General features: G+C 39.1%; 13 protein-coding genes and 8 pseudogenes. 20 read left to right on the top strand and 1 reads right to left on the bottom strand.

What is annotated here, in order from left to right; translation table 11 throughout:
- From DYY66_RS01530 to DYY66_RS01465, 20 genes and pseudogenes are all read left to right on the top strand, one after another.
- A partial coding sequence (locus tag DYY66_RS01530) for a calcium-binding protein (protein ID WP_394352539.1) occupies positions 1 to 647 on the top strand: 647 nt, incomplete at its 5' end.
- 33 nt (positions 648 to 680) lie between these two features.
- Positions 681 to 862: pseudogene (locus tag DYY66_RS13735) on the top strand (hypothetical protein); the annotation flags it as partial.
- Positions 863 to 883: 21 nt separating this feature from the next.
- Positions 884 to 1,050 (top strand): annotated as a pseudogene (locus tag DYY66_RS15675) (aspartate aminotransferase family protein); the annotation flags it as partial.
- A 1-nt stretch (position 1,051) separates the two neighbouring features.
- On the top strand, positions 1,052 to 2,126 hold a 1,075-nt coding region (locus DYY66_RS01525; RefSeq protein ID WP_255495974.1), incomplete at its 5' end, for an aspartate aminotransferase family protein.
- Positions 2,123 to 2,413 (top strand): annotated as a pseudogene (locus DYY66_RS13730) (hydroxymethylbilane synthase); the annotation flags it as partial. The gene DYY66_RS01525 and the pseudogene DYY66_RS13730, both read left to right, overlap by 4 nt.
- Before the next feature lies 1 nt (position 2,414).
- On the top strand, positions 2,415 to 3,142 hold a 728-nt coding region (gene hemC, locus DYY66_RS01520), incomplete at its 5' end, for a hydroxymethylbilane synthase (RefSeq protein WP_255495973.1).
- A pseudogene (locus DYY66_RS15670) lies at positions 3,139 to 3,234 on the top strand (SAM-dependent methyltransferase); the annotation flags it as partial. The gene hemC and the pseudogene DYY66_RS15670, both read left to right, overlap by 4 nt.
- Before the next feature lies 1 nt (position 3,235).
- Positions 3,236 to 3,951: uroporphyrinogen-III C-methyltransferase (cobA, locus tag DYY66_RS01515; protein ID WP_255495972.1), on the top strand; the 716-nt coding region annotated here is incomplete at its 5' end.
- Between the two features lies 1 nt (position 3,952).
- On the top strand, positions 3,953 to 4,750 hold the full coding sequence (locus tag DYY66_RS01510; RefSeq protein ID WP_166285595.1) for a uroporphyrinogen-III synthase: 798 nt from the start codon (positions 3,953 to 3,955) through the stop codon (positions 4,748 to 4,750).
- A gap of 67 nt (positions 4,751 to 4,817) precedes the next feature.
- Positions 4,818 to 5,693, top strand: a pseudogene (locus DYY66_RS12875) (polyprenol monophosphomannose synthase); the annotation flags it as partial.
- 1 nt (position 5,694) lies between these two features.
- Positions 5,695 to 5,982, top strand: a pseudogene (locus DYY66_RS13725) (GtrA family protein); the annotation flags it as partial.
- 1 nt (position 5,983) lies between these two features.
- Positions 5,984 to 6,269 (top strand): GtrA family protein (locus tag DYY66_RS13720; RefSeq protein ID WP_255495971.1); only part of this gene is annotated, 286 nt, incomplete at its 5' end.
- A gap of 157 nt (positions 6,270 to 6,426) precedes the next feature.
- Positions 6,427 to 7,827, top strand: coding sequence for a Fe-S cluster assembly protein SufB (gene sufB, locus DYY66_RS01500; RefSeq protein ID WP_166285591.1), 1,401 nt, complete (start codon positions 6,427 to 6,429; stop codon positions 7,825 to 7,827).
- A gap of 28 nt (positions 7,828 to 7,855) precedes the next feature.
- Positions 7,856 to 8,495, top strand: a pseudogene (locus DYY66_RS15665) (Fe-S cluster assembly protein SufD); the annotation flags it as partial.
- 12 nt (positions 8,496 to 8,507) lie between these two features.
- Entirely contained in the window at positions 8,508 to 9,368 is an 861-nt protein-coding gene (locus DYY66_RS01490) for a SufD family Fe-S cluster assembly protein (protein WP_309223952.1), read from the top strand.
- 4 nt (positions 9,369 to 9,372) lie between these two features.
- Positions 9,373 to 9,684 carry a non-heme iron oxygenase ferredoxin subunit gene (locus DYY66_RS01485; RefSeq protein WP_255495969.1) on the top strand — a complete coding sequence of 104 codons (312 nt, stop codon included), beginning with the start codon at positions 9,373 to 9,375 and terminating at the stop codon, positions 9,682 to 9,684.
- A 1-nt stretch (position 9,685) separates the two neighbouring features.
- Positions 9,686 to 10,797, top strand: a pseudogene (locus DYY66_RS01480) (aminotransferase class V-fold PLP-dependent enzyme); the annotation flags it as partial.
- 1 nt (position 10,798) lies between these two features.
- A partial coding sequence (locus DYY66_RS01475; protein ID WP_166285601.1) for an aminotransferase class V-fold PLP-dependent enzyme occupies positions 10,799 to 11,038 on the top strand: 240 nt, incomplete at its 5' end.
- Positions 11,035 to 11,475: a Fe-S cluster assembly sulfur transfer protein SufU gene (gene sufU / locus DYY66_RS01470; RefSeq protein WP_166285585.1), complete on the top strand. Its 441-nt coding sequence runs from the start codon at positions 11,035 to 11,037 to the stop codon at positions 11,473 to 11,475. The genes DYY66_RS01475 and sufU, both read left to right, overlap by 4 nt.
- 19 nt (positions 11,476 to 11,494) lie before the next feature.
- Entirely contained in the window at positions 11,495 to 11,815 is a 321-nt protein-coding gene (locus tag DYY66_RS01465) for a hypothetical protein (protein WP_309223951.1), read from the top strand.
- Here the strand turns inward: DYY66_RS01465 and pgk are convergent.
- Positions 11,808 to 12,644, bottom strand: an 837-nt coding sequence (pgk, locus tag DYY66_RS01460) for a phosphoglycerate kinase (RefSeq protein ID WP_166285581.1), incomplete at its 5' end; no start/stop codon positions are given. The genes DYY66_RS01465 and pgk overlap by 8 nt on opposite strands.

Raw genomic sequence — 12,644 nt, 5'->3', positions numbered from 1 at the left:
CAACACAATTGATTCAAGTTGTTGACAGATCACCACCACACTTGGTAATTCCTGAAAACATCACAACTGATGCAACAGCATTTGCAACACCACTTGTGATAGGAAATGCTAATGGTACCGGAATAATAGATACAACTCCAAAGATAACAAGTAACTCTACAGGATTATTCCATATTGGTAAGACCACAATCCAGTGGACTGCAATTGACAAGTTTGGTAACGAAAAGACACTAGACCAAACCGTTACTGTTCTTGCATGTGGAAAACCATCTTCTGATTACAACTTGGTGATGGGAACAAATGGCACCGAAACACTAACCGGTTCATCTGTACCAAACTTGATAATTGGACTAGGTGGCAATGACGTAATCCACGAGGGTCCATCTGGAGACTGTGTAATTGCAGGTGACGGTAACAATATCATATACGCAGGAAACGGCACCAATACCATTTACGCAGGCAATGGTGATAATATCATAAAAGGAGGAGCAGGAAACATGCAGGTCTTTGTCGGCACTGGACACAACATAATCCAGGGTGGCACTGGACAGAACACATGTAACCTTGGCAGTCCTTCAAACGACCTGGTTACAAACTGCCAGAAAAACTTCGCTAAATTTTTAGCACAAATCCATTTTTCCATATAGATTATAATTACAATCCAGTCCATTTCCATGTAAATGGCAAGCTCCAAGAACCTGTTTGCACGTGCCAAAAAATTCATCCCGTCTGGCATAAACAGTCCTGTGAGATACTATGATCCGTACCCGTTCTTTGTAAAAAAGGCCAAGGGCAGCATGATATATGATGTGGATGGGAACCGTTACCTTGATTACTGTAATGCATATGGCGCACTGCTTCTNTAAAAAAGGCCAAGGGCAGCATGATATATGATGTAGATGGGAAGCGTTACCTTGACTATTGTAACGCATATGGCGCACTACTTCTTGGACATGGACCAAAAGAAATAATCTCTGATGTAAAAAATCAACTAGAAAAAGGAACTCTATACTGTGCACCAACTGAACTAGAAGTAGATCTTTCTGAATTNAATCTCTGACGTAAAAAATCAATTAGAAAAGGGAACTCTATACTGTGCACCTACTGAGATCGAAGTAGATCTTTCTGAATCAATATCTAAAAATTTTCCATCCATGGACAAAGTCCGTCTTGTAAATACTGGCAGTGAGGCTACAATGACTGCCATTAGATTGGCAAGGGGATTTACAAAAAAGAAAAAAATAATAAAATTTGAAGGATGTTACCACGGCGCACACGATTATGTGTTGGTAAAGGCAGGATCTGGTGCAGCACACATTGGAATCCCAGTATCTGAAGGAAGCTTGGACGAAGTATCAAAAAATACACTTGTTGTACAATATAACAATTCAGACGAGTTGCAATCATTGGTAGAAAAAGAAGATGATGTTGCAGCAGTAATTGTGGAGCCAGTTCTTGCAAATATGGGCCTGGTCTTGCCTGAAAAGAATTTCCTAAATGACATTAGAAAAATTACCCAAGAAAAAAACATTGTACTAATTTTTGACGAAGTAGTGACTGGATTTAGAATGTCTTCAGGTGGGGCTCAAAAATATTTTGGAATAAAACCTGATGTTACCACACTTGGCAAGGCACTAGGAAATGGTTTTCCAATTGCAGCAGTGGGGGGAAAAAGCGAGATAATGGACATGCTCTCTCCTGAGGGCAAAGTCTATCAGGCAAGCACATACGCAGGAAATCCAGTGTCTGTCACTGCTGGACTCTCTTCTATCAAAACCATGAACAAACTCCAGTCAAAATTATACCCAAGACTTGAAAAGAACTGTGTCAAGCTGGTATCTGCAATACATGATATGGCATCAGACATGAAAATTCCTCACCAGATCAATTCAATATCGTCAATGTTTCAGATCTTTTTTACTGATGATAAAGTTGTGGATTATTCTTCTGCAAAAAAAGCAGACATGTCAAAGTTCAAAAAACTGTTTGAGACGTTATTAAAAAACAAAGTGTTTATTGCACCATCACAATTTGAAACAGTATTTTTGTCATATGCACACTCTAAAGATGACATCAAAGATACGATATCATCTTATGAAAAGGCACTGCAAGCGGTGAAACCATGAAGTATGTTATAGGAACAAGAGGCAGCCAACTTTCACTTACTCAGACAAACTGGGTAGTATCAGAAATTAAAAAAAAATCTCCTGGTACTGAATTTGAGATAGTTACAATAAAGACACAGGGCGATACAGATGCACGTCCTCTTTTTACAATAAACCAAAAAGGAATATTTGAAAAAGAGATTGACAGGGCAGTGGCAGAAAAAAAAGTTGATTTTGCAGTGCACAGTCTAAAAGATATTCCTGCAGAATTACCCGATGATTTGGTTCTTGCTTGCATTCCAGTACGANAAGTTGATTTTGCAGTGCACAGTCTAAAAGATATTCCTGCTGAGCTGCCAGACGATCTGGTTCTTGCCTGCATTCCAATACGGGAAGAAGCAAATGATGTTTTTATCACAAATGATGGTACCACATTGAACACAATAAAAAAGGGGGCACTCATTGGCACAAGTAGCTTGAGAAGGGCAGTCCAGATTATACGAGTAAGACCAGATCTTGTGGTAAAACCAATTCGTGGAAACATTGAAACCAGAATAAGAAAAGTCCATGATGGAGAGTTTGACGGTATTGTACTGGCCCAGGCAGGCATCTCACGATTGGGCCTTGATGTGAAATTCCAAAAGTTATCCATGGATACATTTCCTCCCTCGCCTGGACAGGGAGCACTAGGCATCGTATCTAGGAAGGATAATGCTTCATTGATAGAGTTGCTGCAAAAAATCGAGGATCCAGAGACTAGAAATGCAATAGAGGCAGAGAGGTCTCTTTCAATGTTTGTAGATTCAGGATGCAGGTTTCCAGTTGGAGCATTTGCACACAAAGATAATGACCGATTAAAATTAAAAGTGATTGTATATTCGATAGATGGAAGCAAATCTATAATGGTGGAAAAAGATTCAGAAACAAGCAAAGCAAATGATCTTGGTAAACAAGTTGCAACAGAACTCAAAGAAAAAGGAATTGCAGATATTGCAAAGGACTGGAGAGAAAAAGTAGAGGAATGGAATAGCAAATGACAGGCAAAGTTTTCATTGTTGGTGCGGGTCCTGGAGATCCAAAACTTATCACACTAAAGGCAGTTGAATCTATCAAGTCTGCCGACATTGTGNGTGCGGGTCCTGGCGATCCAAAACTTATCACACTAAAGGCTGTCGAATCTATCAAATCTGCAGACATTGTACTCTATGACAGACTGGTAAGCAAAAAAATAGTTGCCATGATTCCAAAAAGGGCTGAAAAAATGTATGTCGGACGAGATGTCGGTGATGACTACAAACATCAAGATATGACAAATGATATGATGGTAAAATTTGCGAAAAAAAATAAAATTGTTGTAAGACTAAAGGGCGGAGACCCATTCATCTTTGGACGTGGAGGAGAAGAGGCAGAATTTCTTCGCAAGCACAAGGTCAAGTACGAAATAATTCCTGGCATAACATCAGGCATTGGTTCTGCAGAGTATTCTGGTATACCACTCACACACAGAAAGTTTGCATCATCTGTAGTGTTTGTGACAGGTCATGAGGATGCAAAGAAATCCGAAGGCGTAGTTGACTGGAAAAAACTTGCAAAGGCAGTAGATACAATTGTAATCATGATGGGCCTCTCAAGGATTGAGATCATATCCCAGAAACTAATCAGTGGAGGATTAAGCAAGAATACGCCTGTAGCAGTAATTCAAAACGGAACAACTGATGAGCACAGGATGATTAAAGGCACTCTTTCAAACATATCTAAAAAGATCAGTGAGGCAAAGATCAAACCCCCGTCCATAATTGTAGTGGGCAAAGTGGTAAACCTCTCTGAGAAGATAGGGTGGAGATGAAATGATGCAAGGAAAAGTTGTTGCTATTACCAGATCAAAAGAAGATTCTGAAGAATTTACCAAGCTAGTGTCTAAAGCAAAGGCAAAGGCAATCTCGTTGCCAACAATAGAACTAGTCAGCAAAGGAAAGGAAATGGTGGACGAATTCCTAGATGCAGTCAAAAAAGATGATCCGGATTATTCTGTTTTCATGAGCTCAAAGGCAGTCAAGCTCTTGTTTGATACTGCAAAAAAGATCTCAAAATATGAAAAACTCCAGCTTGCTGTTGCAAATACTATTGTAATTGCAGTGGGACCCAAAACAAAGGCAGCACTTGAATCTGAAGGCATTAGGGTGTCACATGTTCCTGAAAGATTTTCATCTGTTGGTGTGGGCGAAGTTTTTACACTTCTTAATGCAGAAGGAAAAAAAGTAATTGTTCCACGAAGTGGTGCATCAACTCCATTTCTTGCACAGCTGTTAAAAAAAATAGGACTCAAGGTAAAAGAGGTCTATTTGTATGACGTCAAGTCTTCTAGTGCGTTATCATATTGGACAGAATTCAAGGAACTTTTCTCGCAAAACAAAGTGGATGGAATAATATTTACTAGTGCTTCTTCAGTACGAGCTTTTTTTGATATAATGCTGTCTGATATGGACAAGAAGACCCTGAACACTCATCTAGAAAAAACTACTGCTGTTGCTATAGGGCCATTTACTGCAGATGAACTAAAGAAATTTGGGGCAAAACCATTCACATCTGATGTACACACAGTACAGGGCGCAGTAGAGGCAATTAAGAGCCACTTTTCCAAGTAAAGCAATTTTAATAATGGAATGATAATCAGAAATGATAGAAAGTAACTTGAATTCGATATCAAAAGAGATGTTAACTAAGATGCGTTCTCTTTCTATTGTTATTCCTACTTATAATGAATCAAAAAACATCATCAAGATACTTGATTCACTGCGTACTGCACTAACACGAGAAATGAATGCAGAGATTATCGTGGTTGATGACAACTCTCCTGATGGTACCAGTCAAACTGTTGAAGAGTATGCAAAAAACTCGGCAAACTCTGGATATTCCATCCAGCTAATACGTCGTGAAAACAAGCGGGGATTAAGCTCTGCTATTGTTACCGGCATAGAGTGTGCCAAGGGTGATGCAGTGGTTGTAATGGATAGCGATCTATCGCATCCTCCTCAAACTATCCCACAGATGGTTGAAGAACTACAAAGCCCTGACTGCGATATAGTTGTAGCCTCAAGATATGTCGATGGTGGAGGCATCTCTGGCTGGCCATTTAAAAGAAAATTAATCAGTAAAGGCGCAACCAAGATTGCACAGCATGGCCTTGGAATAAAGATCAAGGACCCAATGTCAGGATTTTTTGCATTCAAGCGACACATTGTAAATAATATAAAATTTGACGCCATTGGATACAAGATACTGCTTGAAATTCTTGTAAAAGCCAAAGAGGCTCGAGTCAAAGAGATTCCGTATACCTTCATCAATAGAACAACAGGTTCAAGCAAGCTTGATTTTTCCGTAGGTGTTGGGTACCTGCAGTCCATCTGGAAATTATATCGATATGGCAAGTCTGTCAAGTCTACTGAGAGGCGTACGTCAGTTCATTTTCTATCAAAGGCTGGCAGGTTCTATACCGTTGGTGCATCTGGTCTACTGGTAAACTATTTTGTCTCGTTCATGTTTGGTGCTGTACTTTCCAATCTTTGGTACATCTATGCCACAATGATTNCCGTTGGTGCATCTGGTCTACTGGTAAATTATTTTGTCTCATTCATGTTCGGTGCAGTACTTTCCAATCTCTGGTACATCTATGCTACCATGATCGGAATAATATTTTCAATGAGCTCAAACTTTATACTCAATAAAATCTGGACATTTGAAGACAGGACATTTGAGCCAAAACGAACTCTTTTGCAATATGGATTGTTCATGGGATTCAGTGGAATTGGTGCAGTATTCCAACTGTTGATGGTATACGGTCTTGTAGAATTACGACACTTGAACTACTCCATTGCATNTACCATGATCGGAATAATATTTTCAATGAGCTCAAACTTTATACTCAATAAAATCTGGACATTTGAAGACAGGACATTTGAGCCAAAACGAACTCTTTTGCAATATGGATTGTTCATGGGATTCAGTGGAATTGGTGCAGTCTTCCAACTGTTGATGGTGTACGGCCTTGTAGAACTACGACACTTGAATTACTCCATTGCACTGTTCTTGGCAGTTGCAATTGCATCTGTTGGAAACTTTTTACTAAACAAGAAATGGACTTTCCAAGAAAAAGTTTGGAGCTAGACCTTATTCTAAGATCTTGGAATATCTTTTCTTAGCTGGACCTAATTGTTTTTTAATTATTTTTTCATTTTGATCTCATTTAGCTTAGCCTACTCCGCTGTACATGTGTGAAGTGGGGTGTAACTTTTTTATAACATAACGGGGTTATGACAATTGTATGACTTCTGAGAACCTTAACATGGATTATAGTAAATACGATTTCAAAGACTCGACTGAGATGTATATCTACACCAGTAAAAAGGGTCTGTCAAGAGAAGTAGTTGAAGAAATTAGCAGAATGAAGGGCGAGCCCCAATGGATGCTAGACTTTAGACTTCGCTCATATGACATTTTCATGAAAAAGCCAATGCCAAACTGGGGAGGCTCACTTGGACAGATTGATTTTAACAATATTTTCTATTATGCAAAAGCTTCTGAAAAAACAGAAAAGGACTGGGACAATGTTCCATCTGAAGTCAAGGCAACATTTGACAAGCTAGGAATTCCAGAAGCAGAGAAAAAGTTTCTTGCAGGTGTAGGTGCACAATACGAATCAGAAGTTGTATATCACAGCCTAAGAGAAGATCTTGCAAAACAAGGTGTATTGTTCTTGGATACTGACACTGCACTAAAAGAGCAACCAGAGATCTTCAAGAAATATTTCGGTAAAGTAATTCCTCCAGAGGATAACAAGTTTGCAGCACTTAACAGCGCTGTATGGAGTGGAGGATCATTCATCTATGTTCCAAAAAACGTAAAGGTAGATCTACCATTACAAGCATACTTTAGAATCAACAAAGAAAACATTGGTCAATTTGAAAGAACTCTAATCATTGCAGACGAAGGTGCAGAGGTACACTACATAGAAGGATGCACAGCACCGGTATACTCCTCAGAGTCTCTACACTCTGCAGTTGTAGAATTGATTGCAATGAAAGGTGCAAAATTAAGATACACAACCATCCAGAATTGGAGTAATGATGTTTACAATCTAGTTACAAAGAGAGCATATGCATACGAAGGTGCACGTGTAGAATGGATTGACGGAAACATTGGAAGCAAACTCACAATGAAATATCCTGGAATCTATCTCATGGGACCTCGCGCACATGGTGAAACACTTTCTATTGCATTTGCAGGAAAGAACCAACACCAAGACACTGGTGCAAAGATGGTACACCTTGCTCCACATACAACATCTAGAACAACTTCAAAATCAGTTAGCAAAAGTGATGGTAGAACAACATACAGAGGATTATTACATGTGGCAAAAGGTGCAACAGATGTCAAGGCTTCTGTTAGATGTGATGCATTATTACTAGATGACATATCAAAGACTGACACTTATCCATACATGGAAATTAACCAAGAAGATGCAACAGTAACACACGAAGCAACTGTTGGAAAAATTGGTGACGAACAAATCTTTTACCTCATGACAAGAGGATTCACTGAAGAAGAAGCACTCACACTTATCGTAAATGGATTCATTGAACCATTTACCAAAGAGCTCCCAATGGAATATGCAGTAGAGCTCAACAGACTGATTAAAATGGAAATGGATGGCTCAGTCGGCTAGTGCCGATTGTGTCAATTTGTGATGTAAAATGTCGTCTTTTGTTCTGTCTAAACTTGGCTCTAGTCACATAGAAGAAATTTCTGAAGCAAATAATGATCCTGCATGGTTACGAGAATATCGCAAGAATGCTTTTGCAATATTTCAACAACTTCCACAAGAAGTCTCTCCGCTATACAACAAGTACAGCGATGCAAATAAAATGGATCCAGAGCAGATAACATTCTCTCTTAGCTCTGACAGTACAATTCCAGATTTTGTAAAAGACAGACTGGTAGAAATTGGCGATAACCCAAGTATAGTTCAAGTTGGCACAAACATACACAAGATACACATTCCAACAGAACTAAAAGAAAAAGGTCTTGTAATGTGTTCAATCCAAGATGCAATCATAAATCACAGTGACAAGATAAAAAAATCATTTGAGCAAACTGATTCAAAGCGAGACAAGTACATTGCACTAAACAACGCATTTTTCAATTCTGGAATATTCATCTATGTTCCACGTAATCTCATTGTTGAAAAAACAATTCACCTGGTCTCATCACTCTCACTTGACCAGACCTCTACCATTTCACGAAACATCATAGTTGCAGAGGACAGCAGCAAGGCATCAATTGTTCAAGAGATCTATGCACCACAAGCACCAAAGCAACAGGCATATCTTGAACNAGACCTCTACCATTTCGCGAAACATCATAGTTGCAGAGGATAGCAGCAAGGCATCAATTGTTCAGGAGATCTATGCATCACAAGCACAAAAACAACAGGCATATCTTGAATTACTTGACGTATCCATCAGTCCAAACAGCCAATTTGATTTAATCACACTACAGGCAATGGATGAAACAGCTATCAACTTTTCTTCGCGAGTTGCAAGAATAGAGCGAGACGGAAGGATGAATTGGTATCTTGGATTGTTTGGCTCCCATCTTTCTAGATACAAAGTTGATAATTTCCTCAATGGCCAAGGTGCAACTGCACAGGATACTGAAGTGGTCTTTGGAAACAAGAACCAGTCATATGACTTGGCCTCCAATTTGATTCATAACGCACCTTCTACAGTTGGCCGAGTCTTAGAAAAGTCTGTACTAAAAGATACTGCAAAATCCTTGTTTAAGGGAATGATACGAATTGAAAAAGATGCACACCATGCAGAATCATATCTCTCAGGACATTCAATCTTGCTTGACAAGGGCGCAAAATCTGATTCTATACCAGGACTAGAGATATTTACAAATGATGTCAAGGCAACACACTCTGCATCAGTTGCACAAATGGATGAGGAACAAATTTTCTATCTTGCAACAAGATGCTTGAGCAAGTCTGATGCCCAGAAAATAATTGTAGAAGGATTCCTTGAGCCTCTCTCAAGAAAAATGTCATACCAAGTTCGTGCATGGATAAGTTACCTGATAGATTCCAAGTGGGCAGGACGTAATCTTACTATTAAGACCGATGAACAACTCAAGGCTATGCTTGAAGTTGAAGAAACAAGATATCGCGAGACTGACACATTTGAAAGTCATTACAAATACAGGTGATAACTTGTCCAATTGGGTTAATGTCTGCAAATCAAATCAACTAAAAAAAGGAGAAATGTTTGACTTTGATTACGAAGATAAAAAAATTCTAGTTGCAAATCTTGATGGAAAAATATATGCATCAGACAGAACTTGTACTCATGCAGATGCAGACCTCTCAACTGGAATACTAACAGAAGAGGGTGTCACATGCCCATTGCACTTGTCTACATTTAATCTAAAGACTGGTGTCCCAGAAAATCTTCCAGCTGAAATACCACTCAAAATATACAATGTTAAAATAGAACAAAACGAGATCTACATTGAGGTAAACTAAATTGCAAACAAGTTTCATAAACATAGAAGATATCAGAAATGACTTTCCAATTCTGAAACGTAAAGTACACAAAGACAAGCCTCTTGTTTACCTTGACAATGCAGCTACTACTCAAAAGCCAATTCAGGTGATTGAGGCAATTAGCAATTATTACATGAATTACAATTCTAATATTCACAGAGCAGTCCATGAGCTTGCTGAAGAGGCAACACTTGCATATGAAAGCACAAGAGACAAGATAGCCAAATTCATCAATGCAAAAAATCGTGAAGAGATTGTCTTTGTGAGAGGTACCACTGAGGCAATCAACCTTGTTGCATATGCATGGGGACGACAAAACATCAACAAGGACGATATCGTAGTAACTACAGAATACGAGCATCATAGTAACATAGTTCCATGGCAACTTGTTGCAAAAGAAAAAGGTGCAAAACTAGAATACATTGGAGTAGATGACAACGGGGAACTAATCCTTGATCACCTGGATAACTATCTCAAGACAGGAAAAGTAAAGCTTGTAACATTTAGCCAAATGTCAAATGTACTTGGAACAATAACTAATTCTGAAGAGATCATAAAAAGATGCAAGGCACACGGAGTACGAGTGCTAGTTGATGGAGCACAATCTGTTCCACATATCAAAGTGGACTTGCAAAAACTTGATTGTGACTTTTTTGCCTTTTCTGCACACAAGATGCTAGGTCCTACCGGAGTTGGAGTCTTGTGGGCAAGAAAAGAATTACTTCAGGAAATGGTCCCATTCAATGGTGGAGGAGACATGATACGAGAAGTCCACAAGTATGAAACTACATGGAATGACTTGCCATACAAGTTCGAGGCAGGAACTCCAAACATTGCTGATGTAATTGGATTTGCTGCAGCCCTTGATTATCTTGATAAGATAGGAATGGACAAGGTGCGAGAACATGAAATGGAATTGACAAAATATGCACTAGACAAACTCTCTCAAATGAAGGGAATCGTACTATATGGTCCAAATGATGTAACAAAAAGAGGCGGTGTAATATCTTTCAATTTGGGAGACATTCATCCACATGATCTTGCTACTATAATTGACGAGGATGGAATTGCTATTCGTTCTGGCCATCACTGNACAAAAAGAGGCGGTGTAATATCTTTCAATTTGGGAGATATCCATCCACATGATCTTGCAACTATTATTGACGAGGATGGAATTGCTATTCGCTCTGGACATCATTGTGCACAAGTATTGATGGAAAGACTAGATGTATCTGCAACATCCCGCGCAAGCTTTTATATCTATAATACAAAAGAGGAGGTAGATGTTTTTATCAGGTCTCTTAACCGAGCAAAGGAGCTGTTCAAGCTATGAGTAGTGCTGATATTTACCGAGAAATTATTCTTGATTACTATAGAAATCCACGAAACTATGGAAAGATACCCGAGCCTGATATTGCACAACGAGACAGTAATCCATTATGTGGCGATGAGCTTGAGATGCACATTAACATAAAAGATGACAAGGTCTCAGACGTAAAATTTACAGGAAAAGGATGTGCAATAAGCCAAGCAAGTGCATCACTTTTGACAGAGCTTATCATGGGAAAAGATTTTGAGTATGTCAAAAAACTTACAAAAGAAGATATTCTTGACAACCTAGGATTGCATGACCTTGGCCCTGCCAGGATAAAGTGCGCCTTGTTATCATTGAAGGTTCTAAAGTCTGGTCTCTACTCTTATCTTGTAGATAAAATAAAAGATACTGCTTCTGCAGACAAGATAAAAGAAGAAGCTTCAGGTCTTTACTAAATTGTCCACCTCAAATGTGGTGATACCCCTTCAGATTAGAAAGATCATCTTTGAAAAGTTCAACGATACCAATCTGAGATTTACAAACGACGAAATCTTTGAGGTGCTCAAAAGCAATGGCCTTGACAGTGCTGTAACAATAGATGACGTGGAACAATACTTTAACCAATTACGTGATGGTGGACTAATCCGACAAATCGCACAAAACTTTACCACAAACTATTACAAACTATTTGATGTGGTAGAAAAAATGAAATGCAATTCTTGCAGCCAAGAAGTTTATCTTGGAAAAATGGAGTCTAGGGTATGCCCAAACTCCGCGTGCAAGGCCTCTATTTAGAACGATATCTAGTGGCAGCTTCTTCCAATGCCTGAATCATTGGTAATTTTACGCCTGTAAGATACAGCACCAATGCTCCTCCTGCAGTGCTGATGTGGTTTATCTTCTCGGCAAGGCCATATCTTTTCAATGCAGCAGTGAGATGTCCACCACTTACAATTGTGGTTGCAAACGAGCTTGCCACTCCTTTGAGAAGCGATTCTGTTCCAAACTTGAAATTCTCGTTTTCAAAAAATCCTGCAGGACCGCTCATGAATACTGTTCCAGCACTCTGGATTGATTTTAGGTAATATTCTACTGATTTTGGTCCCAGATCAAATATCTGGTCGCCTTTTACAAGTTCTCGAACATCCATCTCTTCTCTTTTTCCGTTTCTTTCCACTGCGATATCTACTGGAACTGAAAACACATCTGGATATTCACCAATCAAGGCATGTGCCTTTGCTACTACTTCTTCTTCTCTTTTGATTCCAAGTGGGAACTTGATTCTTCCCTGTGCCCTCAAAAAGACATTGGCAATTACACCTGTAAGCAAAACTTGATCTGCCCTGCCGTTTTGAATCAATTCCTTTATTGCTTCAAGCCTATCGACTACCTTGGAGCCTCCAAGTACAAGTACATGCGGTCCCTTGGCAACAGTCATTATTTCATCAAGTTTTCTGACTTCGCGCTCTACCAGTCTTCCAGCACATGATGGAAGAACATGTGCAAATCCAATAATTGATGGGTGTGATCTGTGTGAGCTTGGAAATGAATCAAGAACACAAATGTCAAATAACTTTGAAAGTCTTTTTACCATTATTGTTTTAGATGCATCAGAGGCTGAAAA

Source organism: Candidatus Nitrosotalea sp. FS (assembly GCF_011319475.1).
Lineage (GTDB): Archaea > Thermoproteota > Nitrososphaeria > Nitrososphaerales > Nitrosopumilaceae > Nitrosotalea.
The sequence above is the reverse complement of the archived record's forward strand: the minus strand, read 5'-3'. Positions and strand labels throughout refer to the sequence as shown.

Bases quoted from the DNA above. Each gene is read 5' to 3' on its own strand.
- DYY66_RS01510 (WP_166285595.1), top strand. From the start codon at position 3,953: ATGATGCAAGGAAAAGTTGTTGCTATTACCAGATCAAAAGAAGATTCT.
- sufB (WP_166285591.1), top strand. From the start codon at position 6,427: ATGACTTCTGAGAACCTTAACATGGATTATAGTAAATACGATTTCAAA.
- sufU (WP_166285585.1), top strand. From the start codon at position 11,035: ATGAGTAGTGCTGATATTTACCGAGAAATTATTCTTGATTACTATAGA.